This is a genomic window from Actinokineospora lacus (assembly GCF_053813445.1).
Window position 1 is genome coordinate 56,218 of sequence record NZ_JBQERA010000016.1, and the last position, 25,173, is coordinate 81,390.

26 protein-coding genes are annotated in these 25,173 nt (G+C 72.7%); 7 read left to right on the forward strand and 19 right to left on the reverse strand.

Annotation, left to right across the window (positions count from 1 at the left end; translation table 11 throughout):
- Window positions 1-9: 9 nt before the first annotated feature.
- From ACTG9Q_RS30045 to ACTG9Q_RS30085, 9 genes are all read right to left on the reverse strand, one after another.
- Window positions 10-1,920 carry a phage baseplate assembly protein V gene (locus ACTG9Q_RS30045; protein WP_455576309.1) on the reverse strand — a complete coding sequence of 637 codons (1,911 nt, stop codon included), beginning with the start codon at window positions 1,918-1,920 and terminating at the stop codon, window positions 10-12.
- The gene (locus ACTG9Q_RS30050) at window positions 1,917-2,753 is read right to left on the reverse strand and encodes a LysM peptidoglycan-binding domain-containing protein (protein WP_455576310.1); all 837 of its coding nucleotides are present in this window, start codon (window positions 2,751-2,753) and stop codon (window positions 1,917-1,919) included. Before ACTG9Q_RS30050 ends, ACTG9Q_RS30045 begins: the two co-directional genes overlap by 4 nt.
- Window positions 2,753-3,199, reverse strand: a complete 447-nt coding sequence (locus tag ACTG9Q_RS30055) for a phage tail protein (protein WP_455576405.1) — start codon at window positions 3,197-3,199, stop codon at window positions 2,753-2,755. Before ACTG9Q_RS30055 ends, ACTG9Q_RS30050 begins: the two co-directional genes overlap by 1 nt.
- A 25-nt stretch (window positions 3,200-3,224) precedes the next feature.
- The gene (locus tag ACTG9Q_RS30060) at window positions 3,225-3,689 is read right to left on the reverse strand and encodes a phage tail protein (protein WP_455576311.1); all 465 of its coding nucleotides are present in this window, start codon (window positions 3,687-3,689) and stop codon (window positions 3,225-3,227) included.
- A gap of 16 nt (window positions 3,690-3,705) precedes the next feature.
- Window positions 3,706-5,898: an eCIS core domain-containing protein gene (locus ACTG9Q_RS30065; protein ID WP_455576312.1), complete on the reverse strand. Its 2,193-nt coding sequence runs from the start codon at window positions 5,896-5,898 to the stop codon at window positions 3,706-3,708.
- 181 nt (window positions 5,899-6,079) lie between these two features.
- On the reverse strand, window positions 6,080-6,232 hold the full coding sequence (locus ACTG9Q_RS30070; protein WP_455576313.1) for a DUF6760 family protein: 153 nt from the start codon (window positions 6,230-6,232) through the stop codon (window positions 6,080-6,082).
- Complete coding sequence (locus tag ACTG9Q_RS30075) at window positions 6,229-6,624, reverse strand: phage tail assembly protein (protein WP_455576314.1); 396 nt, start codon at window positions 6,622-6,624, stop codon at window positions 6,229-6,231. The genes ACTG9Q_RS30070 and ACTG9Q_RS30075 overlap by 4 nt, the downstream gene beginning before the upstream one ends.
- On the reverse strand, window positions 6,621-7,082 hold the full coding sequence (locus ACTG9Q_RS30080; RefSeq protein ID WP_455576315.1) for a phage tail protein: 462 nt from the start codon (window positions 7,080-7,082) through the stop codon (window positions 6,621-6,623). The genes ACTG9Q_RS30075 and ACTG9Q_RS30080 overlap by 4 nt, the downstream gene beginning before the upstream one ends.
- Before the next feature lie 9 nt (window positions 7,083-7,091).
- Window positions 7,092-8,618, reverse strand: coding sequence for a phage tail sheath family protein (locus ACTG9Q_RS30085; RefSeq protein ID WP_455576316.1), 1,527 nt, complete (start codon window positions 8,616-8,618; stop codon window positions 7,092-7,094).
- A gap of 189 nt (window positions 8,619-8,807) precedes the next feature.
- Between ACTG9Q_RS30085 and ACTG9Q_RS30090 the strand changes: the two genes are divergently transcribed.
- On the forward strand, window positions 8,808-9,404 hold the full coding sequence (locus tag ACTG9Q_RS30090; RefSeq protein WP_455576317.1) for a Pvc16 family protein: 597 nt from the start codon (window positions 8,808-8,810) through the stop codon (window positions 9,402-9,404).
- Window positions 9,401-9,796 (forward strand): PAAR domain-containing protein, encoded by a 396-nt coding sequence (locus ACTG9Q_RS30095; protein WP_455576318.1) that lies wholly within the window; start codon window positions 9,401-9,403, stop codon window positions 9,794-9,796. Before ACTG9Q_RS30090 ends, ACTG9Q_RS30095 begins: the two co-directional genes overlap by 4 nt.
- 34 nt (window positions 9,797-9,830) lie before the next feature.
- Here the strand turns inward: ACTG9Q_RS30095 and ACTG9Q_RS30100 are convergent, their stop codons facing one another.
- On the reverse strand, window positions 9,831-10,772 hold the full coding sequence (locus tag ACTG9Q_RS30100) for a TerC family protein (RefSeq protein ID WP_455576319.1): 942 nt from the start codon (window positions 10,770-10,772) through the stop codon (window positions 9,831-9,833).
- Window positions 10,773-11,010: 238 nt separating this feature from the next.
- Here ACTG9Q_RS30100 and ACTG9Q_RS30105 point away from each other — a divergent pair, with 238 nt between their 5' ends.
- Complete coding sequence (locus tag ACTG9Q_RS30105; RefSeq protein WP_455576320.1) at window positions 11,011-11,361, forward strand: helix-turn-helix transcriptional regulator; 351 nt, start codon at window positions 11,011-11,013, stop codon at window positions 11,359-11,361.
- Window positions 11,362-11,413: 52 nt separating this feature from the next.
- On the opposite strand, the gene ACTG9Q_RS30110 is transcribed toward ACTG9Q_RS30105, so the two are convergent.
- Window positions 11,414-11,908, reverse strand: coding sequence for a hypothetical protein (locus tag ACTG9Q_RS30110; RefSeq protein ID WP_455576321.1), 495 nt, complete (start codon window positions 11,906-11,908; stop codon window positions 11,414-11,416).
- 131 nt (window positions 11,909-12,039) lie between these two features.
- Between ACTG9Q_RS30110 and ACTG9Q_RS30115 the strand changes: the two genes are divergently transcribed.
- The 3 genes from ACTG9Q_RS30115 to ACTG9Q_RS30125 all read left to right on the forward strand — a co-directional run bounded on the left by ACTG9Q_RS30115 (window position 12,040) and on the right by ACTG9Q_RS30125 (window position 15,986).
- Window positions 12,040-13,344, forward strand: coding sequence for a GNAT family N-acetyltransferase (locus tag ACTG9Q_RS30115; RefSeq protein WP_455576322.1), 1,305 nt, complete (start codon window positions 12,040-12,042; stop codon window positions 13,342-13,344).
- Between the two features lie 52 nt (window positions 13,345-13,396).
- Window positions 13,397-14,965: a succinic semialdehyde dehydrogenase gene (locus ACTG9Q_RS30120; protein ID WP_455576323.1), complete on the forward strand. Its 1,569-nt coding sequence runs from the start codon at window positions 13,397-13,399 to the stop codon at window positions 14,963-14,965.
- A gap of 91 nt (window positions 14,966-15,056) precedes the next feature.
- A complete protein-coding gene (locus ACTG9Q_RS30125; protein ID WP_455576324.1) occupies window positions 15,057-15,986 on the forward strand; it encodes a zinc metalloprotease in 930 nt (309 codons plus the stop codon).
- Window positions 15,987-16,033: 47 nt separating this feature from the next.
- Here ACTG9Q_RS30125 and ACTG9Q_RS30130 read toward each other — a convergent pair whose 3' ends face one another.
- The 4 genes from ACTG9Q_RS30130 to ACTG9Q_RS30145 all read right to left on the reverse strand — a co-directional run bounded on the left by ACTG9Q_RS30130 (window position 16,034) and on the right by ACTG9Q_RS30145 (window position 20,408).
- The gene (locus ACTG9Q_RS30130; RefSeq protein ID WP_455576325.1) at window positions 16,034-19,018 is read right to left on the reverse strand and encodes a helix-turn-helix transcriptional regulator; all 2,985 of its coding nucleotides are present in this window, start codon (window positions 19,016-19,018) and stop codon (window positions 16,034-16,036) included.
- An 11-nt stretch (window positions 19,019-19,029) separates the two neighbouring features.
- Window positions 19,030-19,182: a hypothetical protein gene (locus ACTG9Q_RS30135; protein WP_455576326.1), complete on the reverse strand. Its 153-nt coding sequence runs from the start codon at window positions 19,180-19,182 to the stop codon at window positions 19,030-19,032.
- 150 nt (window positions 19,183-19,332) lie between these two features.
- Window positions 19,333-19,533, reverse strand: a complete 201-nt coding sequence (locus tag ACTG9Q_RS30140; RefSeq protein WP_455576327.1) for a DUF397 domain-containing protein — start codon at window positions 19,531-19,533, stop codon at window positions 19,333-19,335.
- 23 nt (window positions 19,534-19,556) lie between these two features.
- Window positions 19,557-20,408, reverse strand: coding sequence for a helix-turn-helix domain-containing protein (locus tag ACTG9Q_RS30145; protein WP_455576328.1), 852 nt, complete (start codon window positions 20,406-20,408; stop codon window positions 19,557-19,559).
- Between the two features lie 342 nt (window positions 20,409-20,750).
- Between ACTG9Q_RS30145 and ACTG9Q_RS30150 the strand changes: the two genes are divergently transcribed.
- Window positions 20,751-21,086: a hypothetical protein gene (locus ACTG9Q_RS30150; protein ID WP_455576329.1), complete on the forward strand. Its 336-nt coding sequence runs from the start codon at window positions 20,751-20,753 to the stop codon at window positions 21,084-21,086.
- Window positions 21,087-21,305: 219 nt separating this feature from the next.
- On the opposite strand, the gene tesB is transcribed toward ACTG9Q_RS30150, so the two are convergent.
- From tesB to ACTG9Q_RS30170, 4 genes are all read right to left on the reverse strand, one after another.
- On the reverse strand, window positions 21,306-22,196 hold the full coding sequence (tesB, locus tag ACTG9Q_RS30155; protein ID WP_455576330.1) for an acyl-CoA thioesterase II: 891 nt from the start codon (window positions 22,194-22,196) through the stop codon (window positions 21,306-21,308).
- 34 nt (window positions 22,197-22,230) lie between these two features.
- Entirely contained in the window at window positions 22,231-23,655 is a 1,425-nt protein-coding gene (gene pyk, locus ACTG9Q_RS30160) for a pyruvate kinase (RefSeq protein WP_455576331.1), read from the reverse strand.
- Between the two features lie 87 nt (window positions 23,656-23,742).
- A complete protein-coding gene (locus tag ACTG9Q_RS30165) occupies window positions 23,743-24,399 on the reverse strand; it encodes a DUF2461 domain-containing protein (protein ID WP_455576332.1) in 657 nt (218 codons plus the stop codon).
- Window positions 24,396-25,154 carry an aminotransferase class IV gene (locus ACTG9Q_RS30170; RefSeq protein WP_455576333.1) on the reverse strand — a complete coding sequence of 253 codons (759 nt, stop codon included), beginning with the start codon at window positions 25,152-25,154 and terminating at the stop codon, window positions 24,396-24,398. The genes ACTG9Q_RS30165 and ACTG9Q_RS30170 overlap by 4 nt, the downstream gene beginning before the upstream one ends.
- Between the last annotated feature and the right edge of the window lie 19 nt (window positions 25,155-25,173).

Sequence of the window (25,173 nt, forward strand, 5' to 3'; positions counted from 1 at the left end):
TCCGGCCTCCTAGTTCAGCTTGATCATCTGGCCCTTGATCTCGGTCAGCATCTGACCTTCGACCTTGACCGTCTGGCCTTTCAGGGACAGCGCGCCGTCGGTTTCCAGCGACAGCCCGCCAAGCCCTGCCTTGATCGTGACTTTTCCCTGGCCGCACTCGATGGTCAGCTCACCGAGGCCCTTGCTGACCGGCGGGGTCGGGTTGCACGTGATGGCCACGGTCCCGGCGGCCTGGTCGATGCGCAGGGCGAGCTGGTCGTCGCCGGTGCCGAGCACGATCTCGGACTTCGTCGGCGGCGCGGCGCCGGGCGGTCCGGGCGGCAGCTCGTCGCGGAACAGCAGCCGGTTGCCCGCGGGCGAGGCCATCCCCCGCTCCACGACCGCGCCGGAGCCGTTCACCGCGCTGGACAGGTGCCCGTACGCGGAGTTGTCGTTGATCAGTCCACCCAGGACGTACGGCCGCCGGGCGTCGCCGAACTCGAAGCCCACCAGGACCTCGTCGCCGACCTCGGGCACGAACAGCACCCCGCTGCGCCTGCCCGCGCCGACCTGCGCCACCCGCGCCCAGTCGGACTCGTAGTCCGGGGACAGCCAGGGCATGGCCACCTTGACCCTGCCCTTCCTGTCCGGGTCCTGGGCGTTGGTGACCACCGCGCACACCAGCCCGTCGGTGGGGCTCGAACGGGCGGCGCCCGCGGCGGTGAGGCGCAGCAGCGAGCGGTCCTGCCTGCCGCTGACGACGAAGCGCGTGTGGTAGCCGCCCTCGGTCGGGTCGAAGATGTGCCGGGCGTTGGTCACCACCCACGACCCGGCGAACTGCTCCGGCACCCCGGCCACGGTGACCGACGCCCCGGCCTGGATCGCCGGGTCACCGTTGGCGTCGCCGTCGGCCTCGGCGAAGGTGCTCGCCATGTGGTCGGCCACGCTGCGGGCGACCTGCTCGGCGGCGCTCTGCGCGCTCGGCCCGCTGGCCACCGGGCGGTCGACGACCAGGAAGGCGGTCGGGCTCGGCGCGGAGCCCAGGTTCAGCGCGGGCATCCCCGGCAACGGCGGCGGCGCGGGGATCGGGATGGGCAGGGAGAACCCGTCGGTGAACGACTGCGCCAGCGCCTTGGGGTCGTCGTCCACCGTCGCCGTCCCGGTGACCGCGTCCGAGCGGCCGACGACGACCGTGGCCGCCTTCGCGTCCCACACCCGCACCTCGACGTCCGGGGTGAGGTTGGCCGCGCTCATCCTGGGCAGGAACGTGTGCAGGTTGTCCTTGAACGTCAGCGTCGAGCCGAGCCCGACCATCGACGCCGCCGCGTCGGCGAGCCCGCCGAGACCGCCGCCGGATGACCCCGATGCCTTGCGGAAGAAGAACTTCCCGCCCGCGACACCGGTCTCGTAGCCGATCTCGCGGGCCCGGGAGAGCAGGAACTCCCAGTCGGTCTGGGCGATCTGGGCGATGTGGGCGTGCGTGCCGGTGGACGCCTCGATCGTGCCGATCCGCAGACCCGCGCCCTGGGCGACCTTGCGCGCGATGTCGGAATCGGTCATGTTGACGAACGTGCGGGTGCGCCGGGCCCGTTGCAGGCGGTGCGCCTTCTCGTAGCCCCGCACGACGGTGAGGATCATGGCGTCCTGGCAGAGCGCCTCGATCGCGGTCACCTCGCCGGTGATCAGCTCGGTGTCGGTGCCGCCCGCCTCGCGGCCCTTGACCGTCACGACCGCGCCGATGCGCAGGCCGGTGTCGGCCACCACGGTCCCGGCGTCGTCGGCGAAGGTCAGCTCGAACATGTCCGGCAGGTGCAGGTGGGTGTCGACGACCGCGCGCACCAGCAACTGGGAGTGGTTGGGCATCATCGGGATGCCGACGGGATGACCGACCGACACCGCGGGCATGACCACCGCCGAGCGGTCGCTGAACAGGCTCGTCATGCCGCGCCCCCGGTCAGCTCGTGGGGGTTGGGCAGGTAGAGCGTGCGGCCGGGGCGCAGCCTGCTCGGGTCGGTGATGCCGTTGACCTCGGCGACGCGCCGCCAGAGCCCCGGCCTGCCGTAGTGCTTCGTGGCGATCGCGGCCAGCGTCTCGCCCTCGCCGACGGTGTGCGTGCGCCTGCCCGGCAGGCCGCCGGAGGTCGGGTTGGTCGGCAGGCTGGCCAGCACGCTCGGCTGCTCGCGCAGCGACAGGTCCACCTCGGCGCGCAGCGGGATGCCGGTGACGTCGAAGCGGACGTAGGCGATGGACACCGACACCAGCCGCACCTCGTACATGAACGCCACCATCGGCGGCCCCCACTGGAAGGTCAGCTTCGGCAGCGTGGTCTCCAGCGTCGCGCCGCCGATGCCCATGGAGCCGGGGCCGCTGAACGGGCTCATCCAGCGCAGCAGCTGGTCGCAGCGCAGCTTGGCGGTGAGCCCCTCGAAGATCACCTTGCTGAGGGTGATCTGCGGGGCCTGCACGACCTTGGTGATCGTGCCGGACGCGCCGCCGGGGCTCTGCATCCCCTGCATGTTCGGGCGCACGGTGTAGGTCGCCGTGCGCTTGACGGCGATCTTCTCGGGGTTGAAGTCGAAGTTCACCACCCCGGGGGTCAGCGGGTTGACGCAGTACAGCAGCGCGGGGACCCGGGCCCCCGCCACCACGGCGGCGCCGATCCCGGCGCCCACCACCGCCGACGCAGCGCCGTGGGCGGTGTCCATTGGCGCGGTGACCGAGCTGACGGCCCGGTCGGCAGGGCCGCCGGACATCGCCACGTCGAAGCCGGTCATCAGAGGAACCCCTCGTGCACCAGGGTCAGCGACTCGATGGCCACGCCGAGGGTGAAGGCGTCGAGGTCGGGGCCCTTCCAGCTGCTGGGGTAGACGTTGCGCAGGTGCCAGGAGGTAACCTCCTGGGCGTGGGCGTCGTAGAGGGTGATCTGGGCGGTACCGCCGGGCGCGCCGAGCATCGACTGCACCCACGCCTGCGCGCGGTTGCGCAGCCACGCCTGCACGCTGGCCGCGCCCGCCTTGTCCATGGCGCGCTCCAGCGTGACCTCGGAGTACTCCAGGAAGCCGGGCAGCACCGGCTGGTACAGGTAGTTGCCGCCCTCCTTCACCTTGTGCGGGTTGAACTTCACGGCCAGGCCCTTGCAGCGCGCCCAGCCGCCGAGGTCCACGCCGTCGACCGAGACGTGGAACCGCACGGTAAGGGCGAGCATCGCGTTCACGCTCATCGCCACGGCGCACCTCCTCCGAGTTCTAGAACAGCTTCCGCTCGTCGAGCAGGAATCCTTTGTGGACTAATTCGAGGGTTTCCAGCGACACCTGGCTGGCGCCCGCGTCGAAGCTGGTGACCGCCCACTTGATCGGCATGACGTCGCGCAGCTCCCAGTCGGTGACCGGGCCGTCGGCCTGCTTGGCGGTGTACAGCTCGATCTTGCCGACGAACGGCTCGAACTCGAAGGAGTTCTTGTCCAGCCAGGTGCGCACCTTCTTGGTCTCCTCCGACACCGCCCTGGTCAGCTTGACGTTGCTGTACTTGGTGTTGCCGGGGAAGTAGAAGCGCTCGTTGCCCGCGTCGCCGGTGCGGTACTCGGCGACGTCCCAGCTCACGTCCAGGCCGTCGGCCTTGGTCCAGCTGCCCAGGTCGTACTCGGACTTGCCGGACATGCGCACGACGAACCGGTTGGCGAGCGCGATGGTGCTGCTGTCACTCAGAGGCACGGTTGTCTCCTTTCCCTCATCGGAAGTCGGTCAGCAGGCCCGCGCGTTCGCGGTCGACGAGCAGTTCCAGGCGCAGCCGCCCGCGCAGCCGGTCGTAGAGCCGGGCGGTCAGCTCCTCAAGGTCGACGCGGTCGAGGTCGATCGGCTCCTGCTCGCTGCCGTGCATGTCCGCTCGACTGTCCTCAGCGGACCGCTCGGGCCGCCTGCCGCCCACGTACTGGTCGTCGCCGCCGCGCTCGGTGAAGGACACGGTGTCGCCGAGCCTGCCGCCCTCGACGGCGGGCAGGCGCTCGGCCTCCCCGCCCGCCTGACCGGTGAGGGCGGCGGCCAGGCCCAGCCGCGACGCCGCCGCAACCGGTGACCCCGCCGGTGTCTGGGGTGCGCGGGCTCCGGGACGCTGGGGACCGCCTGGTGTGGCGCCGCCGATGGTCTGGGTGAAGGACACGGTGTCGCCGAACGCGCCGCCCGCCAGCGGTGGCGGCGGGGTCCGGCCCCCGACGCCGGAGGAGCGCACGCCGGTGACCTCCTCGCGGTCCAGGCGGCGTTCGAGGCGCTCGACGTCCCCGGGCTCCAGGTAGCCCAGCGTCGGCAGGTTCTGCTCGGCGCGGTCCTCGTTGATCAGGTCCAGCATCTCCGCTTCCAGCTGCCGGCGGCGGGTGGCGCGGTCGAACCCGCCACCGCCCGCGCTGGGGGCGGGCGCCCGCGCGGGCTGTCCACCGAGCGCGGGGTGGGTCCACTCCTCGACGACGCGGTGCGCCGAGCTCTCCGCCAGCGCGACGATCTCCTCGCGGGCGGGGGGATCGAAGTGCGAGTTCACCGGGTCCGGGACGGCGGGGGTAACGGGGGCGAGCTGGGCCGGGCCGCTCATCTCCGGCGCCGCGGGCGTCGGCGGGTGGCGCAGTGCGGGGCGGGAGGCCGCGGTGGTCTCGTAGCGGCGCTCGACGGCGCTCGCCTCGGCCTCCATCCCGCGGCCCTCGGCGGTTCCGGGGTCCGGGGTCCGGCCGCGGGTGCGCTGCTGGGCAACGTGGACGAGTTCGTGCGCGACGAGCGCGCGGGCCTTGGGGGCCGTCAGCGGGCCCGCGGCGTCGGGCAGGAACACCGCGTCCGCGCGGGCGAACGCGCGGGCGCCGCGGGCGCGGGCGGCGGCGTCCACCGCGGGACCCCGGTACACCGGCACGGCCGCGACGTCGACGTCGCCTGCCCGGCCGACGTCGGCGGCGATGTCGGCGGGCACGGGGACGGCCACGATATCCGGCACCACCACGGAGTCCGCCGCCCGCGGCGGCGCGGGCGGCGGCTCTGCGGGTTCGGGCGCCGGGGTGCTGGGCGGACGGCTCTCCCGTGCCACCTCGGGTGATGCCCGCTCCGGCGTGGGGGGTGGTTCGGCGCGGGTGTGCAGCAGCGGGGCCTGGCCCAGCGCGCCGAGGGCGTCGGCGAGGGACGGCGCCACCGGGGGCTGGTCCAGCCGGCGCAGGCCGTCCATTGTGTACGGAAAACCGGTGCGTGTCCCGGCCGGGGGCGGCTCGGGCACCGCGGACTCGGCCGGAGACTGGGACACCGGGGCGCCGAGGCCGAGGCGGCGGGCCTGGCCGAGGTTGGGCCTGCGCCGGGGGTGCGCCGGCCGCTCGACCGGCTCGGCCCTGGCCTCCGACACCCGCTCGGGGCGGATCAGCTCGGGGCGGGCCTGCTCGGGCGCCGGGGCTGCCTGCTCGATCGGCCGGGGCTGCCGGAGGCTCGGGGGCAGGTTCGAGGGGATGGCGACGGGCTCGGGCTCGGACTGCTGCTGTTGCAGCCATTCGGGCACGTACCGCATCCACCCCGGCGCGCGGTGCGGCTCGGCGGGCTCGCGGGCCTCGCCGACGTAGGCGTCCGTCGCGGCGGTCAGCGGCGCGGGTTCGGCCGCCGACGGCACCGCGGTGACGCGCCTGCGCGGGGCGGGCCGTGGCAGCGCCGGACCGGGCGCGAACGCCTGCGGCGGCGGCAGGACCCGCGCCAGCCCGGTCACCGTGCCGACGATGCCCGTCTCGGTCGTGACCGCCGGGCGCGGGGTGGTCAGCGGCGGGCGGACCGGGGCCGACCCGACTACCAGCGGCGCGACCGGGCGGACCACCGGGGTCAGCGGCGGCAGGAGCACCCACTCGCGGGCCGCGCGAACCGGCGGCCCGGACTCAGGCCCAGGGGACTCGGGTGCCGCGGGTCCGGTTGCCACGGGTCCGGGCGCCACCGGTTCGGGCGCCACCGGTTCCGGCACCGCGGGTCCGGGCGCCACCAGTTCGGACACTGCGGGTTCCGGCACTGCGGGTCCGAACATTGCGGGTTCGGCCACGGGGGGTTCGGACGCCGTGTCCGCGTCCTTGTCCCAGAACTTCCAGCGCATGGCGCCCTCCCCTCTACTGCTCGCCGCGGGTGTGGATGTTGCCGATCTCGGTGATCAGCCGGGTGCGCACCGGGTGTTCGAGGTCGAGGATCGAGTCGAACGGCCAGTGCAGGTAGTAGGCGACGTACGCGACCTCCTCCCAGAGTCGGTCGGCCGCGTACGTCACGATCCCCCCGGGGCATCACCGGCGAGGTCCACCGCGAAGCCCTTGCCGCAGTGCGGACAGTCGACGGCGACCTCGGTGTGCCCGTCGGCGTTGATCCGCCGGTAGAGGTCCTGGAGGAAGGCCATGTCCGAGGCGAAGAGGTTCTCCACCACGAAGGTGTCCACCGCGGGCAGCTCACCCAGGCTGGTGACCGTGCGCTCCAGCAGCAGGACCGTCAGGTACGCCGGGTTGGACCGGGCCCGCTGGTCGGACTGCGTGGTGATCTCGTCGCGGGCGGTCGCCAGGCGCATGACGCCCGCGCGGTGCACCCGGCCGTGCTCGTCGACGTAGCCGCGCGGGAGCGTGAACGGGTATTCGGTGCGCAGGCCCGTCGAGGTGACCGCCGCCGTCACACCGACACGCGCTGGATGCGCTCGGACACGATCGTGACCGTCTCCATCAGCACCTCGCTGGACCCGGCCTTCAGCGCGCCGATCTCCAGTTTGGACGGCCAGGCGTGCTCGAGGTGGTACCGGGCAACGGGTTTGCCGTCGGTGCCGTACATGATCAGCGAGCAGCTCTTGCGGGCGGCGACGATGTCCCCGGAGAGCACCGCCTCGTGCCAGGCCCACAGCTCCATGCTGGCGTTCTTGCCCCGCTTGAGGACCAGCGTGGCGGGCTTGGTCTTGCCGGGCAGCTTCTTCAGGACGACCTCCTTGTCGGTGGACTCCATCAGCTCCACCGGCTCCACCTCCGTGGTGATGCCCTGCAACTCGGAGAACGAGGCGATCTCGTAGCCGTCGATGGTGATGGAGAACCGCGCGGCGGTCAGCGCGTCGTTCGGCTGGTTGGAACCAAGTCCTGCGGCCATGGTGACTCCTTATTCCTCGAGACCGGCGCCTTCGGCGAACTGCGAGATGCGGAACACGACGAACTCGGCGGGCTTGACCGGGGCGATGCCGATTTCCACGGTCAGGATTCCCGCGTCGCGGTTCTCCGGCGGGTTGTTCTCCGCGTCGCACTTGACGAAGAACGCCTCGGCGGGCGACTTGCCGAACAGCGCGCCGTCGCGCCAGACCCGGCGCAGGAACATCGTCACGGTGCGCTTGACCGAGTCCCACAGCTTGGGGTCGTTGGGCTCGAACACCACCCAGTTCGTGCCTTGGAGGATCGACTTCTCCACGTAGTTGAACAGCCTGCGCACGTTGAGGTAGCGCCATTCCGGGTCGCTGGAGAGCGTGCGCGCGCCCCACACCCGGATGCCCTGGCCGCGGAAGGACCGGATGCAGTTCACCGCGATCGGGTTGAGCAGGTCGTGCTCGCCCTTGGTGATGGTGAGCTCCAGGGTGACCGCGCCGCGCACGACCTCGTTGGCCGGGGCCTTGTGCACCCCGCGGGAGGAGTCGTTGCGGGCCCAGATGCCCGCCATGTGGCCGCTGGGCGGGACGTGGACCTGCTTGCCCGCGACCGGGTCGGCGACCTTGATCCACGGCCAGTACAGGGCGGCGTACTTGGAGTCGTAGCCTGCGAAGTCCTGCCGCCAGTCCTTGACCTGCTGGGCCTTCAGGCCGGGCGGGGTGTCCAGAATGGCCACCCGGTCGGCCATCAGCTCGCAGTGGGCGATCATCGCCAGCTGCACGGCCTTGACGTCCTCGTCGGAGAGCGCGCCCGCCTGGTGGGCGGCCATGAGGTCGGGCACGCAGAGCATGGTGATCTCGTCGATGGCCTCCAGCCCGGCGAACCCGGTGCGGTCGGCGGCGTTGCCGACGTACTCCCCGGAGTCGATCTTGGCGGGCAGGTTGGCGTCCGCGGGCGGGGCCAGCGCGGTCTCCCCCGCCGACGGCACCGCCAGCGCCTTGCCCTTGACCTCCTCGACGGTGATCAGCTTGGACTTCTGCTGCACGACGGTGGCCACGTGGTTCTGGCCGCGCTTGGCGGTGACGCCCTCGAAGGTCTCCACCGGTTGGCCGGACTTCTTGACCACGAGCGTGAAGGTGTCCTCGCCGTCAGGGGCGATCTCGACGGCCAGGTCGGTGTCCTCGGCGGAGCGGGCGGACACGGTCAGCCCCGGGCGGCCCTCAGCCCCGGGCAGCTCGGCCCGCGAGGTCGGCGCCTGGCCGTTGCCCTCGGCGCCGGTCGGGGACGCCCCGACCCGCACGACGTAGGCCACGCCGCCGCCGTTCTGGAAGTACCCGTACACCGCGTGGGCCAGGTAGCAGCCCGGCACGAAGTCGCCGAAGGTGGTCTTGAACTGCGTCCAGTTCGTCACGAGCACCGGCTCGTGCAGCGGGCCGCGCTCGGCGAACCCGACGAACGCGGCGACCGCGGTGCCCACGGCCTCGATGGGCCGCGAACCGGAGGAGACCTCCTCCATGTACACGCCGGGCGCGAGGTAGCTGCTGGCCATGTCGACTGGTCTCCCTCACTGTGCGGTCGTTCCCGGCTTCCGAGCTTGGAGTGGGCGGCCCGTCCGGCGCAGTCGCCGCGGGGCGTGGGCGAGGGCAGCCAGGTCCGCCCCTTCGGGCGGGCCGGTCGCGCCGATAGGACGGGCGGGCGACCGTGGGACCGCCCCGCCGCGCGGAGGAGAGTGGCCGGTGTGATCACCGAGGTGGACGACGCGCTGTGCGTGCTGTTCGGCCGCGCGCTGCCGGAGGGCACTGCGGTGCGGCTGGACCCGCCCAAGCCGACCTGGCAGACCGAGCGCCCGTCGGCGGCCATCGACCTGTTCCTCTTCGGCCTGCACAACGACCCGCGCGGGCGCGAGTCCGGCTGGGACGACGTGCGCGACGAGCGCGGCGCGGTCCGGTCCCGGCGCGCCCCCGTGCGCCGGTGCACCCTGTCCTACCTGGTCACCGCCCGCGCCCCCAAGGTCGGCGACGAGCACACCCTGCTCGACCTCGCCCTGCGCACGGTCCTGTTCGCCGACACCGTCCCCCCGGACTGCCTCGACGGCGAACTGGCCGCCTCCGGCGAGCCGGTGGTGCTCGCGGTCGCCGACGACGGCCCCGGCGACCTGTGGAGCAGCCTGGGAATGCCCGCCAGGGCGGCGTTCGTGCTCACCGTCGGCGCGGCGTACCTGCCGCCCGAGGACACCGCCATCGCCCCGCCCGCCGAGAAGATGGCACTGCGCTCGGCCCAGGGCGTGCCGGGCCCGCTGGCCCCTTCGGGCGGCAAGCGCTGGGTGCGAACGTGAGCTTCGCGGCGAAGATGGGCGACAAGGTCGTCGGCACCGACACCCACGTCGTCATGGTCCCCTCCCCCGGCGGCCCGGTGCCCACCCCGACCCCGCTGCCCTTCACGGGCACCATCACCGGCGGCTGCAGCCCCGACGTCTTCATCGGCGGCGCCCCCGCTGCGGTCGTCGGCAGCACGGCGACCAACCTCCCACCCCACATCGTGCCGCCCCCGTCGACCTTCCAGGTCCCCCCGACGAACCAGGGCACGGTGGCCAAGGGCAGCTCAACGGTGCTGATCAACAACAAACCCGCCGCCCGCAACGGCGACACCGCCACCACCTGCAACGACCCCGCCCCCGCCCCCACGGGCTCCATCATCGCCACGGGCACGGTCATGATCGGCGGCTAGCAGGCGCGCGGCGACGGGACACCGGCGGTCCTCGTCACGTGCTCGTCCGGTGACTCGCCCGCGCTTCGACGCCGCGGGTGCGGATAAGGCTGGCCGTGACCGCTGTGACGAGGATGGCGGCGACGACGGCGAGGGAGATGCCGGTGGGGATTTTGTAGACCTCCAGCAGGAGCATCTTGACACCGACCCAGACCAGGACGAGTGCGAGGCCGAGCTTGAGGTAGACGAAGCGGTGGATCAGGTCGGCCAGCAGGAAGTACATGGCGCGCAGGCCGAGGATGGCGAAGGCGTTGGAGGTGAAGACGAGGAAGGGCTTCTGGGTGACGGCGAAGATGGCGGGGATGGAGTCCACGGCGAAGACGATGTCGGTGACCTCGACCAGGACCAGCACCGACAGCAGCGGGGTCGCCACCCAGCGGCCCGCCACGCGGATCAGGAACCTGTTCCCGTGGTACTTGTCGGTGGTGGGCATGACCCTGCGGAAGAGGCGCAGCACCACGCTGCGCTCGGAGTCGATGGTCTCGTCGCGGTGGCGGGCCATCTTGACGCCGGTGGCGACCAGGAACGCGCCGAACACGTAGAGCACCCAGGCGAAACTGGCGATCAGGGCGGACCCCACGGCGATGAAGGCGGCGCGGAACACCAGCGCCCCGAGGACCCCGTAGAACAGCACGCGGTGCTGGTACTCCCTCGGGACGGCGAAGTAGCCGAAGATGATCGCGAAGACGAACACGTTGTCCACGGCCAGGGACTTCTCGATCACGTAGCCCGCGAAGTACTGGCCCGCGAACTCCGCGCCCCACGTCCACCACACGACAGCGCCGAACCCGATCCCGAACGCGATCCACACCGCCGACCACACCGCGGCCTCCCGCACCCCGACCACGTGCGCGCGCCGGTGCGCGAACAGGTCGACAGCGAGCATCGCCAGGATCACGGCCAAGACGGCAAACCACGCCCACAGGGGAACAGCCACGACAGCACCTCCGGTCACGTCACGTGAACCGGAGGTCTCCCCGACCACCCGTGCCGGATCGCACGTGGTGGTGCCAGGACCGGGCAGCTCACCTCAGCTGCCGTAGTGACGACCCCGGACTGGTTGGGTACTCCCCTCCGCACCCCCAGAATGACGAACTGCAGTTCGTCTGTCAACACCACACGGTCCCACCGCACGCCGGTGGTGACCACCGAGCGAGGTCGCCTATGGTCGAACGATGCGGCCAGAGCCCCCGACCGAACCAGCCCGCGCGCCGGGGACGAGGGCCAGGTCGTGGACATTCCTGACCAACCACGCCCACGTGCTGCTCTGCCTGGCCACCGACCCGCGGCTCACCCTGCCCGCCATCGCCGAGCGGGTGGGGGTGACGACCCGAGCGGTCCAGCTCATCCTGCACGACCTGATCGAGAGCGGATACGTCGAGCGCACCAAAGTGGGGCGGCAGAACCACTACAGCATCAACCCGGAAGGGCACCTGCGCCACCCGCTGGAAGCCCACCACCGCGTGGCGGACCTCATCGCCGCCGTCGGTCCGGCCGACCCGACAGCCGCCGACCGGACCGGATAGCAGCAGGCGAACCGGCCGGTCCGCGCGACCGAACCCGACCCCCTGCCGGTGGCTAGCAGGCGATCAGCCGGTCCGGGGGGATGGGGACGGCGGCGAGGACGACCATGCCGATCGCCGAGAGTTCCTGGTCGTGGCGCAGCAGCCAGGCTCGGGCGCCGTCCCAGGCCGGTATCCCGACGTCGAGGCGGGGGCGGGCGGAGACGGTGAGGCGGTAGCGCAGGGTGCCGGTGACCGACACCGCGGCGTGGGCGAAGTCCACCACGCACTCCCCCGCCGTGACGGCGGTGTCCGGCACCCGGAAGGAGCGGGCCGTCTGGGTGAACCGGTGGCCCGCGCCCGCGGTGATGCGGGGGCGCGTCCCGCCGATCCCGCCCACCATCACCCCGGCGCCGAGTTCGCGGACCGCGGTCAGGCAGGGCTGCCTGCCAGCCCCGCGCACGTCGACGTCGCCGAGGAGGGTGAGCGCGACCCGGACCTCGATCTGTCCTATGTCGACGGACGTGCGGGCCACCGGCGCGCTCGGCAGCCGATAGCGGAACCCGACCATGTCACGACGGTAGGAACTCCGGGCACGGGCGGCGATGTACCAACGGGCAGCACTAGGTGCACTCACGCTCATCACAGAACCGAAACCCGCCTGCCCCCGCGCGGCAACAGTGCGCGGGCACGCTGGGCGCCATGGACACCACACCCACGACGTGGCGGCTGCGCGTGCGCCTCGACGACCGTCCCGGCGCCCTGGCCAGGGTCGCCACCCGGCTGGCCGCCCGCGACTGCAACGTCCTCGGCCTCGCGGTCCTGCCGGTCCCCGGCGGCGTGGTCGACGAGATCGTGGTGAGCACCCCGCCGGGGGTGGCCCCGGCCACGCTGATCGAGGAGATCCGCGCCGAGGGCGGCCACCGCGTGGGCATCACCCGCGCCGACGTCCGGCACCTGGTCGACGGCACCACCTCGGCCCTGCGCGCCGCCGCGGCCGCCCTCCGCGACCCCATCGCCACCGCCGACGCGGTCCGCACCCTGCTGGGCGCGGACTCGGTGGTGGCCGTCACCGGCACGACCCCGGAGTCCGGCACACACCCGCACCAGTTCGGCGGCACGGAACCGGAGCCCGGCGGTGTGGAACCGGTACCCGGTACGCGGTCGCGCCCGCCCGGCAGCCCAGAACCTGAGGTCGACAGCGCGGAACCAAGGTCCCACGTACGGCCGCACCAGGCCGACGACAAGAAACCAGAGCCGGGCGGCGTGGAACCGGCCTCCGGCGCGTGGTCCCGCCTGCCCGGCAGCGCGGAACCGACGGCAGGCGGCGCGGAAGCAGGGGCCCGCGTGCGGCTGCGCCTGCCGGACGGCACGGTGCTGGAGGCCCGTCGTGGCTGGGCGCCGTTCACGGAGGTGGAGCTGGCCAGGGTGGCCGCCTTCGGGGAATTGCTGGTCGCGGGTGACGCCGCCGCGGCCGGGCCCTCGGCCGTGCTCACCCGTTCCGGGGCGGGTGTCGTCCTGCGGCAGGGCACGCCCGCGGACTCGGCGGCCGTGGTGGACTTGCACTCGCGGTGCTCGGCGCAGACGCTGTTCACCCGGTACCACGCGGGGGTGCGCACCCTGCCGCGCCGCTGGCTGCACCGCCTGCTCCAGCCCCCGCGCGGCCGGACGCTGCTGGCGGTGTGCGGGTCGACGGTGATCGGGATGGCGCAGGTGATCCGCACGAACGACCCGGCGGAGGCGGAGATCTCGGTGCTGGTCGAGGACTCCTGGCAGGGCCAGGGCCTGGGCGCCGCGCTGATCACCCGCCTGGGCGCGATCGCCAGGGCGGCCGGGCACGAGCGGCTGGTCGCCTGGTGCTTGTCGTCGGAGGCCGGGTTCGAGCGCGCGGCCACCGCGTCCGGTCTGCCGGTCACCGTCCGCAGGGAGGACGGCATGGTCCGGGTGGAGCTGGCCGTCGGCGCGGGCGCGCGGGAGCCGGGTGTGGTCCCCGCCACCGCGCACTAGCTATTACCCGGAAGTAACATGGGCGCTCACCCCTCCGACCCAAGGAGTGCCCATGACCGTGACCCTGGGGGCCGTGCCGGGGGCGCCATCGGCAGAGCGGGCCGCGGAGCTGGTCGCGCGCGCGCTCAGCGCGGCGGTGCCCGCGACCGTGGAGATGGTCGCGCCGTTCACCGGGGCGCCGATCGTGGCGTTGCCGCAGATCGATGACCCGGACGTGCGGCGGGCGTTCGCGCGGGCCAGGGTCGCCCAGCGGGAGTGGGCGGCGACGCCGGTCGGCGAGCGGGCCCGGGTCATGCTGCGGCTGCACGACCTGGTCCTGGCGCGCCAGGACGAGGCGCTGGACCTGATGCAGGTCGAGACCGGCAAGTCGCGGCTGGACGCCTACGACGAGGTGGCCGTCACCGCGATCACGGCCGCCTACTACGGCCGCAAGGCGGCCAAGCTGCTCGCGCCGCGGCGCAAGGCGGGCGCCCTGCCGGTGTTCACCCGCACCACCGAGGTGCGCCACCCCAAGGGCGTCGTCGCGATGATCTCGCCGTGGAACTACCCGCTGGCGCTGACCGGGCTCGACGCCATCCCCGCGCTGGTCGCAGGCAACGCACTGGTGCAGAAGCCGGACAACCAGACGGCGCTGACCGCGCTGTGGCTGCACGAGCTCGCCGCCGAGGCCGGGCTGCCCGAGCACGTCTGGCAGATCGCGCTCGGGCGCGGGTCCGCGATCGGCGCCGCGCTGATCGAGGAGGCCGACTACCTCGGGTTCACCGGGTCGACCGAGACCGGCAAGGGCCTGGCCGCCAAGGCCGCCGCCCTGCTGACGAGCTACTCGATGGAGCTCGGCGGCAAGAACCCGATGATCGTGCTGCCCGACGCCGACATCGACCGCACGGCGGCGGGCGCGGTCACCGCGTGCTTCTCCTCAGCCGGGCAGCTGTGCGTGTCCGTCGAGCGGATCTACGTCCACGAGAGCGTGCGGGAGTCGTTCGTGCGGGCGTTCGCCGACCGGACCAGGGCGGTCAGGCTGGGCTCAGCCCTGGACTACAGCGCCGACATGGGCTCGCTGACCTCCGCCGAGCAGCTGGCGACGATCACCGCGCACGTCGAGGACGCCCGCGCCAAGGGCGCCACCGTGCTCGCGGGCGGCAAGCCGCGCCCCGACCTCGGCCCGCTGTTCTACGAGCCGACGATCCTGACCGGCGTCCGCGAGGGCATGACCCTCTACGCCGAGGAGACCTTCGGCCCGGTCGTCTCGGTCTACGGCTACACCGACGTCGAGGACGCCCTCGCCCGCGCCAACGACACCCGCTACGGCCTCAACGCCAGCGTCTGGACCCGCGACCGGCGCGCCGGTGAGCGCCTGGCCGCGCGCATCCACGCGGGCACGGTCAACGTCAACGACGGCTTCGGCGCCTCGTTCGGCAGCCTGGACGCGCCGATGGGCGGCATGGGGGAGTCCGGCGTCGGACGGCGCAACGGCGCCGAGGGCCTGCTGAAGTACACCGAGTCGCAGACGATCGCCGCCCAGCGGGTCGTGCCGCTGCGGCCCACGCGCGCCATCCCGACGGCGCTGTGGACCAAGGGGATGACCCTGGGCCTCAAAGCCCTCAAGCGAATCCCCCGTTAACTGGGAAAATCCACGGATAGCCGGATCTTCCCTTGCACATCTTTCGGTGCATAGGTTCGTGGCCCCGTCCCCACATCGTGAGGAGAAGGCGATGGGCCGATCCCGCGCGTTCCGAGCAGCAGGCATCGCGACCATGTCCGCGGTCGCGCTCGCCATCACTCCGTTCGCCTCCACCGCGTCGTCCGCGCTGTCCCCCAGTCCCCTGGCCGCCGCGTGCGTCGAGGCGCCCGCAGCGGCCCGCGGCGGCAGGCCGCTGGATCACGAGCCCATGTCCGCCGCGGACGTCGCCAGAGTCGAGGAGCGGACCAAGTCCCTGTTGCGGGAGAAGCGATCCCGCGGCTACCACGTCCCGCCGGGCGCGCTGGCCGCGGCGACCGTGCCGGTGTACGTCCACGTGATGGCGGGCGCCAACGGCGAGGGCAACGTCACCGACCAGCAGATCACCCAGCAGATCGCGGTGCTGAACAAGACCTTCTCCGGCGGGGAGTCCGCGCAGGCGGCCGACACCGGCTTCACCTTCACCCTGGCCGGGGTCGACCGCTTCTACGACGCCCGCTGGCACAAGGACCAGCAGAGCAGCACCTACCGCGCCGCGACGCGCCAGGGCGGCATGAACGCCCTCAACATCTGGCTGGTCGACTTCGACTACCTGGGAATCGCCACGTTCCCGTGGAGCGGCAACGACAAGGTCGACGGCATCCGCGTGCACTGGGACTCCCTGCCCGGCGGCGGCATCGCCAACTACGACCTCGGCGAGACCGCGACCCACGAGGCGGGCCACTGGCTCGGTCTGTACCACACCTTCCAGGGCGGCTGCAAAGCCAGGAACGACGAGGTCGCCGACACCCCGGCCCAGTCGAGCCCGACCGAGGGCTGCCCCGAGGGCCGCGACTCCTGCGCGCTGTCCGGTGTGGACCCCATCCACAACTACATGGACTACTCCTACGACTCCTGCTACAACCAGTTCTCCCCCGGCCAGAGCCAGCGCATGAGCGACATGTGGACGGCCTACCGGGCCTGATCACCTGATCACCCAGTGGCCACTCCGGCGCGAAGGCACCGGGGTGGCTACTGGTCCGCCCTGTCCAGCAGGCCGCGGTCGTAGGCCACCGCCACCGCCTCGGCGCGGCGGCTCGCGCCCAGCTTGGCCATGATCCGGCTCAAGTGGACACTCACCGTCTTCTCGCTGATGAACAGCTCATCGCCCACCTGCCGGTTGGTGCGCCCCTGCGCCACCAGCGCCAGCACCGCCCGCTCCCTCGGGGTGAACAGGTCGATCCGGTCCCGCGGCGTCGCGTCCGGGTCCAGCGGAATCCGTGCGCGGCGGGCGATGCGGCGCAGGGCTTCCCGCAACGGCTTGGCGCCCAGGGAGTTCGCCGTCGCGTCGGCGAGGCGCAGTTCGGTGGCGGCGGCGGCGCGGTCGTCGGCCGCCAGCAGGGCCTCGGCCAGCCGCCAGCGGCACAGGGCCTGCTCGTACACCGCGCCATAGGAGAACGCCGACACCGCGCGTTCCCACAGGGCCGGGTCGGACTCCCCGCCCAGGCGGGAGTGCTCGGCCTCGGCGCGGGCCAGCCAGGCCTGCCCCTCGGGCCCCAGGGCGCCGGTGCGCGGGGCGCCGTCCACGGCGGTGGTGCGGGCCAGCTTCAGCAGGCGCGCGCCCTCGGCGCGGGCGACGCGGGTGGCGTCCTCGTCGCGGCGGGTGGCCGCGGCGTGGGCGAGGTCGGCGCCCGCGGCGATGCCGAGGGCGGCGAGGCGGATGCCGACCATGTCCCAGTGCATCCGGTCGCACCAGTCCAGGGTCGCGCGCAGGTGCTCGATGGCGCGATCGGGCCTGCCCCGCCACTGCGCCAGTTCGGTGGCCAGGATGCCCGCGACGAGCGGGGTCGGGCTCTCCCGGTGGTCTTCGGTGCGGAACTCGGCGAGGACGCGGTCGGCCTCGGCGAAGCGCCCGCGCCCCACGGCGATGAGGGCGCCCAGCATGGTCAGCCGTCCCCAGACCACGTGGGACACCCGGTGGCCGGGCTCGACGGCCGACTCGGCGAGGTCCCACTCGCCCGAGGCGTAGCGGGTGGTTAGCTGCAGGGCCCGCAGCTCCAACCCGTACGTGCTCCAGGAAAGCCCGCGCTCATAGGCCCTGGCCACGCCTTCGTCCAGGGTGAGACCGGCGTCGTGCAGGTCCCCGTGCTCGTACTGGTTCAGCGCGAGGGTGAACCGGGCGCGAACCTCCACCGTGGGCGCGCCGACGCGGGTCGCCAGGTCCATCGCCGCGCGCAGGCGCTCGCGGGACGCGGCGGTCTCGCCGCTGGTCTCGTCGAGCATCGCCAGGGTGATCAGGGCGTCGGCCTCCGGGGCGCCCGCGCCTGCCACCCGCGCCTGGGCCACGGCCTCCCGCGCGTGCGCGGCGGACTCCTCGGGGCGGCCCAGCCCGCGCAGGATCGTGGCGTAGGCGGCGTACACCCACGCCGTCACCGCCGTGCACGGCCGGTCCCTGACCAGCCCCAGCGCCTCCTCGATGACCGCCCGCGCCTCCAGCTCGCGGCCGTCGACGGCGTAGAGCGCCTGCGCGAGCCTGCGCCGGATGTGCGCGGCCTTCTCCGGGTCGGCCGCGGGGTCGACGCAGCCGACCGCCGAGCGGGCGTAGGCGATCGCCCGCTCCGGCTCCCCCGACGTGCCCGCCACCCACGACGCCCGCTCCAGCAGCGTGCTGTTGTCCGGCTCGGGCCGCTCGCCCGCCGGGACCGCCGCCCACACCTTCAGCGCCCGCTCGAGGTGCTCCAGCGCCTCCGCGGGCGCGCCGAGGCGCTCGGCCTCCGCGGCCGCCTCGACCGAGGCGCGCAGCGTCGCCGTCAGCGCGTGGCTCTCCATGCTGTGGTGGGCCAGCGCCGCCGCCGCGCCGCGCTCGCCCGCCCGGCCCGCCAGCTCCCTGGCGTACGCCGCGTGCAGCCGGACCCGTTCTCCCGGCAGCAGATCGTGGTACACCGCCTCGCGCAGCAGGGCGTGGCGGAAGGTGTAGAGGTCGCCGTCCTCCGGCACGAGCACGTAGTGCTGCACGGCCTCGCGCAGCGCCGTCTCCAGGTCGGCCTCGGCCATCTCGGCCACCGCGCGCAGCCGCGCGTCGGGCACCCGCCGACCGGCCACCGAGGCCAGGCGCACGACGTTCTGCGCGGCGGGCCCCAGCCGCTCGATGCGGGCCAGCAGGACGTCGACCAGGGTCGCGGGCAGCGCGTCGGCCCGGTCGGCGCAGTCGGTGTAGGCGGCCAGCAGTTCCTCGGCGAAGAAGGCGTTGCCGTCGGAGCGGTCGGCCAGCTCGCGCACCGCGGCCTCGCCCAGCCCGCCCTCGGCCAGCGCGCCGACGAAGGCGCGCGCGTCCGCCCGGCTGAACGCGGCCATGTCCAGGCGCTCGACGGCGGGCAGGCGCAGCAGCTCGGCCAGCAGCGGCCGCAGCGGGTGGCGGCGGTGCAGGTCCTCGCCGCGGTAGGTGCCCAGCACCATCAGCGGCTGGGTGCGCAGGCGGCTCAGCAGGAAGGTCAGCAGCCGCCGGGTCGAGGCGTCGGCCCAGTGCAGGTCTTCGAGGACCAGCACCACCGGCGCCTCGGCGGCCAGCTCGGCCAGCAGCGCGTGCACGGCGTCGAACAGCTGCAACTGGCCGATGTCCTGTTCGGCGCGCGGACCGCCGACCGCCGCGCTCACCCCGGTGGACAGGCCGGCGTCGGGCAGTCCCGGCTCGACGGAGTCGCCGAACAGCCTGCCCAGCGCGACCCGGGTCGCCGCGCGCTCGCGGACCGCCCCCAGCGCCTCCACGACCGGCAGGTACGGCAGCCCGGTCTCCCCGGAGTCCAGGCACCGCCCGGTCAGCACCACGGCGCCGTCCGCGCGGGCCAGGCGGGCCAGCTCCTCGGCCATCCTGGTCTTGCCGACGCCCGCGTCGCCGGAGAGCAGGACGGCCGTGGCCTTGCCGCCCGCCGCCGCGGTGTAGGCGGCCCGCAGCGAGCGCAGTTCGCGGCCACGGGCCACCAGGGGTATTCCGGAACCGAGGCGCGGCATGGTCGGCATGGTCGCACACCTCAGTCGAGCCGCCGACCTCCCCGCGCCCGTACCCGGCCCCACCACGTCGGGCGCCCCCGCAGCTGGTCGAGGTGCTTGCGCGCGCCGCGGTCCGCGGTGCCGTAGCGGCGGTACTCGACCTCGGCCTTGATCTCGTTCATCCCGTAGTTCACGTCGGCTCCCTCGTCGGTCTCTCTGGTACCGACGACGGTGCCGCTGAGGGTGGGGCCTCGACAGTGGGGGAACACGTCGGAAACGGCGGACGACCCCTTACTCAGGTGTGCCGAGGGGTGCCTCAGCCCTGGGTAAGGGGCCGTCCGCGGTCAGTGCGCCAGCCGGTCGTCCTTCACCGCGCCGAGGAAGCCCTGCCACGGGCCCGCCGCGAGCGACAGGTGGCCGTGCGCGGCGTTCTTGGAGTCACGGATGGCGGCGCCGGACGGATCGACCAGCAACTCCACGCAGTCGTTGCCCGCTCCGCTGCGGCTGCTCTTGCGCCATTGGGCACGTGCCATATCTGCGGTCACGCCCCACTCCTTTCGGTTTCGGATCACGGGGCAAACCGGTCGGCTGCCCGCCGGACGAGGTCGACGGTGTCGTCGGGTTTGAGCGCCGCGGCCCGCAGATGGTCGAACATCAGCGTGTAGCGGTGCACGTCGGTGGCCTGTTCCAGGTAAACACCCGAGCTGGTGCTCTCCACGTAGACCACGTCCGGGTCCGCGGGCTCGGGGAAGCCCAGGATCAGGAACGGGGCTTCCATGCCCGCGTGCGCGCCGGTGGCGAAGGGCACCACTTGCAGCGTCACGTGCGGCAGGGCCGCCGCCTCGGCCAGGCGCAGCAGCTGGGCGCGCATGACCTCCGGGCCGCCGACCGCGCGGTGCAGCACCGCCTCGTCGACGACCGCCCAGTACTCCGGCGGGTGGGGGTCGGTGAGCAGCCGCTGGCGGGCCAGCCGCCCGCGCACCCGCTTGTCGATCTCGGCATCGCCCGCGTCGGGCCGTATCGCCCTGATGACCGCGCGGGTGTACTCCTCGGTCTGCAGCAGGCCGGGCACGAGCAGGGCCTGGTGGGCGCGCAGCGACGCGGCCTCGGCCTCCAGCCCGACGAACGAGCCGGTGAAGACCTCGGTGTAGGTGTGCCACCAGCCCTTCTGGCGGGCCTCGCGGGCCAGCTGCACCAGGGCCTCGCGGCGGTCCTCGTCGATGCCGTACAGCTCGGACATGTCCCGCACGTCGCGGGGGGTGACACCGACGTGGCCGGTCTCGATGCGACTGATCTTCGAGGCCGAGCACTCCAGCTTCTCGCCGACCTCGTCGATGGTCAGGTTGGCCGCCTCGCGGAACCGCCGCAGCTCGCTGGCCAACCTGCGCCTGCGCACGGTGGGGCTGTGACCACGCGCCACGTTCGTCACCTCGTTTCTGCCCGCCTAACGACCAAGGCGCACAAAGGGGTGCGCGGGTTGCCTTCGGTCGCCAGTCTCGACTGTGATCCGGACACACACAAGGGACGCTCCTCCGGCTCCCGGGCATAGTCGGTGAGAAGTTCACGTCACCGCTACGGTTGTCACCCAATCGAGTGGTGCAACTTGCAGAATGCCGGTGGCAGAGCGCAGGCTGCTCATTGTTCCCCGGACCGAGCAGGAGCACCGGTGCCGAACACCCCGACCAGCAGTGTCATCGGCAGTCCGGGGTGTCCACTTGAGCCCCGTCGAACCGGCGTCCACAACGGGCAGGAGGAGTCGGCGGTGCGCGAAACGCTGTTCGGACATCTGGAAGCGTCACTGCACGGCCACCTCAGCGACCTCGACCGCCGCGCCGCCACCGGCGACCCCACCCTGGCCAGGGTGGAACTGCCCAGGGTCGTCGCCGCCCTGCGCGCCCTGCTCGACGACCACCGCCCCGACCTCGACGGCCGCTGCCCCACCTGCCGCACCCGGCTGTTCACCCGCGCCCCCGCGCCCTGCCGGGCCTACCTGACCGCCCACCTGTGCCTGCTGGCCACCGAGGACACCACGGACTCCGCCGACTTCGAGGGCATCCGCACCCAGCCGTTCGACACCTTCCAGCCGTACCGCACCTGAAAAGCCCGGGGCTCGGGCCACTCCCACCCCCCTCCCGCCCGTGCCCCGCGTCGGACGATCGAGCACTCAGGTGCCCGCGCCCGACACACGAACAGGGCCGGAACCACCCCGACGGTTCCGGCCCTGTTTCGTATTGCCCTCATAGGGTTTCGTATTGCCCTTATAGGACGGTGTCAGTCCCGACCGGTCATTCAGGACCCGGTCATTTCAGTACCCCGATCACTCAGGACCCGATTCGGAGAGGACGCGGACCATTCCCTCCTGGACGACGGTGGCGATCAGCTCGCCCGTGCGGGAGAAGAACCGGCCGGTGGCCAGGCCGCGCCCGCCCGACGCGCTCGGCGAGGCGCAGTCGTAGAGCACCCACTCGTCGGCGCGGAACGGGCGGTGGAACCACATGGCGTGGTCCAGGCTGGCGCCCAGGACGTTGTCCACGCCCCAGTAGACGCCGTGGCGGGCGAGGACGGCGTCGAGCAGCGTCATGTCCGAGGCGTAGGCGAGCACGCAGACGTGGGTCAGCGGGTTGTCGGGCAGCAGGCCGTCGGCGCGCATCCACACCTGGTTGCGGGCGTCGCGCGGGCCGTTCTCCCGGGACACCCAGGCGGGCTCGGACACGTAGCGCACGTCGATGGGCCGGGGCCGCTGCGCCCACGGGCCGAACTTCTCCCGCAGCTCGGGGCTCATCAGCTCGTGGTAGGTCGGCAGCGACTCGGGGTCGGGCACCTCCGGCATCGCCTCGGCGTGCTCCAGCCCCGCCTCCACCCGCTGGAACGACGCCGACAGTGCGAAGATCGGCTTGCCGTGCTGGACCGCGACCACCCGCCGGGTGGTGAACGAGCGCCCGTCGCGGATGCGGTCCACCTGGTAGACGATCGGCACCGTCGGGTCGCCGCCGCGGATGAAATACGCGTGCAGCGAGTGCACCGGGCGCTCCGGCGGGACCGTGCGCCCGGCGGCCACCAGCGCCTGCCCGGCCACCTGCCCGCCGAAGACCCGCACCGGGGAGTCCTTCGGGCTCACGCCGCGGTAGATGTCCTCCTCGACGCGCTCCAGGTCCAGGAGCTGGACCAGCCGGTCGAGAACGGTCGGGGTCTCCGCCACGTCGGTCATTCATTCCTCCCTGCGCCCGAGGCGCGGGAGGGACCTACGCGTGGTCGTCTTCGCCGAGCCGGTGGACGCGGATGAGGTTAGTCGAGCCGACCGTGCCCGGCGGCGATCCCGCGACGACCACCACGACGTCGCCGTCCTGGTAGCGCCCGATGGACAGCATCGAGGTGTCCACCTGGCGGACCATGGCGTCGGTGGAGTCCACCCTCGGCACCAGGAACGTCTCGGTGCCCCAGGTCAGCGAGAGCTGGCTGCGCACGCTGGGCTCGGGGGTGAAGGCCAGCAGCGGCAGGTGGGTGTGCAGGCGGGCGAGCCTGCGCACGGTGTCGCCGGACTGGGTGAAGGCGACCAGCGCCTTGGCGTTGAGGCGCTCGCCGATGTCGCGGGCGGCGTAGGAGATGACGCCGCGCTTGGTGCGCGGGACGTGGCTCAGAGGCGGCACGACCAGGGTCTCGGACTCCACCGCCTCGACGATGCGGCTCATGGTGCGCACCGTCTCGATCGGGTAGCGGCCCACGCTGGTCTCGCCGGAGAGCATCACCGCGTCGGCGCCGTCGAGCACGGCGTTGGCCACGTCGGAGGCCTCCGCGCGGGTCGGGCGCGAGTTGCTGATCATGGAGTCGAGCATCTGGGTGGCCACGATGACCGGCTTGGCGTTCTCGCGGGCGATCTGGATGGCCCGCTTCTGCACCAGGGGGACCTGCTCCAGGGGCAGCTCGACGCCCAGGTCGCCGCGGGCGACCATGACCCCGTCGAAGGCCAGCACGATGGCTTCGAGGTTGTCGACGGCCTCGGGCTTCTCCAGCTTGGCGATCACCGGCAGCCTGCCCCGGCCCGCGCGGTCCATGACCTGGTGGACCAGGTCGATGTCGGCGGGCGAGCGGACGAAGGACAGCGCGATGAAGTCGACGCCGAGCGACAGCGCGAACTCCAGGTCCTCGATGTCCTTCTCCGAGAGGGCGGGGACGGAGACGTCCATGCCCGGCAGCGACAGGCCCTTGTTGTTGCTGACCGTGCCGCCCTCGGTGACCTCGCAGACCACGTCCTGGCCCTCGACGGCGGTGACCGTGAGGCCGACCTTGCCGTCGTCGACCAGCAGCCGGTCACCGGCCCTGGCGTCGGTCGCCAGGCCCTTGTAGGTGGTGGAGACCCGGTCGTGGGTGCCCGCGACGTCCTCGACGGTGATGCGCACGACGTCCCCGGTGCGCCACTCGACAGGTCCGTTGGCGAAGGTGCCCAGTCGGATCTTGGGGCCCTGCAGGTCGGCGAGCACGCCCACCGCCCGGCCCGCCGTGTCGGCGGCGTGGCGGACCATGTCGTAGATCTGCTTGTGGTCACCGTGGCTGCCGTGGCTGAAGTTCATCCTCGCCACGTCCATGCCTGCCGCGACCAGCTCCGCCACTCGCTCCGGAGTGCCGGTGGCAGGGCCCATCGTACAAACGATCTTCGCGCGTCGGCTCACGGTGTCAGAGCCTAATACGTCGTGCTGTACCGATCCTGATGTACTCGTCGGTAAGTTCGGTTTCGATTCAGAAAGTTCCGCCGCTGGTCACTTGCTGTCTGTGTGCGCTCCCACACGGTGACGTGCCCACTCGTTGAAGGGCTTGAGCTGACGCCACGCCTTGCGCACCCGCGTGAGCGCGCCGCGTTCGTGCAGCGTGTCGTCCGGTTCCCAGACCCTGGCGGCGTAGATCGAGCGGTACTGGAGGAGTTCCAGCCGGGGGTGGTCCTTGGAATAGCCCCGGGGAGCGGTGCGCATCCGGTCGCCCTCGATGGAGAAGCCCTGCTTGCGCAGCGTCGCCAGGATCGCGTTCAGCTCGTCGCCGCCCGCGTCCACCGCGTCGCGGTAGCGGCTGAGCTGGTCGGGGGCGAGGTGGAAGCAGCCGCCGCCCACCCGCAGGCCGTCCGGGCTGACCTCGACGTAGTACGCGCCGCCGCCGCGCCCGGACTCCATGACGCCGCCGCAGTGGTTCTTGTAGGGCCTCTTGTCCTTGGCGAAGCGGACGTCGCGGTAGGGGCGGAAGATCTTGCCCGGTCCGAGGCCGGGGGCGAACTCGGCCTCCAGCTCGGTGAGCAGGGCCTGCATGGGGGCCCGGACGTCGTTCTCGTAGGTGGCCTTGTTGGCCTCCCAGTACGACTTGGAGTTGTCCGCGACGAGGCCGTCGTAGAAGTCGATGGCGTACTCGCCGAAGCCCTGGAAGCTCACACCCGCTCCTGGGGGACGAGGTCGTGCGCCTTGCCCAGCAGCGCGGCGGTGCCCTCGTCCTCGGCGTACTCGGTCTCGTCGACGCGGGTGATGGGGCGCACGGGGCGCAGCGAGTTGCAGGCGAACGCGGCCTGGAACTCGGCCAGCTCGGCGACGGCGACGGGCCGGGTCTCGTGCTTGTGGCCCAGCCGCGTGAGGCCGTTCTGGATCAGCGCCATCGCCACGCCGGGCAGCGCGGGGGCGCTCGGCCAGACGATGGTCCCCGCGGCGTCGAGGAAGCAGACGTTCCAGGTGGCGCCCTCGGAGACCTCGTCGTCGGGGGCGAACAGGACGTCGTCGAAGCCCGCCATGCGGGCGAGCCTGCGCTGGTAGTACAGCCCGAAGGTGCCGACGTGCTTGACCTGCGGCAGGTCGCGCCGGTACCCGGCGGTGCGCACGGCGAGCCCGGGCTCGGCCGCGGCAGGCGCGGACGTGGTCACGACGATGCTGACCTCGTCGGGGGTCCTCGGGTCGCGGGGGTCGAAGCCGGGGGCGAAGACCTGCACCTTGGCGACTACCGGCCCGTCGGTCCCGCTGATGGCCGCCCGCACGGCCGCGCGCACGTCCGCCTCGGCCACCCCTTGGCCGAACACCACCCAGGAGTCCCGGTTCAGCCGCTCCAGGTGCCGGGCCAGGCCGCGCACCCGCCCGCCGTCGACCAGCATCGCCGTGTAGTGCCCGTAGTTGACCAACGCGAGGGCTTCCAGATCGCTCACCCGGGGCAGCCTACGACCC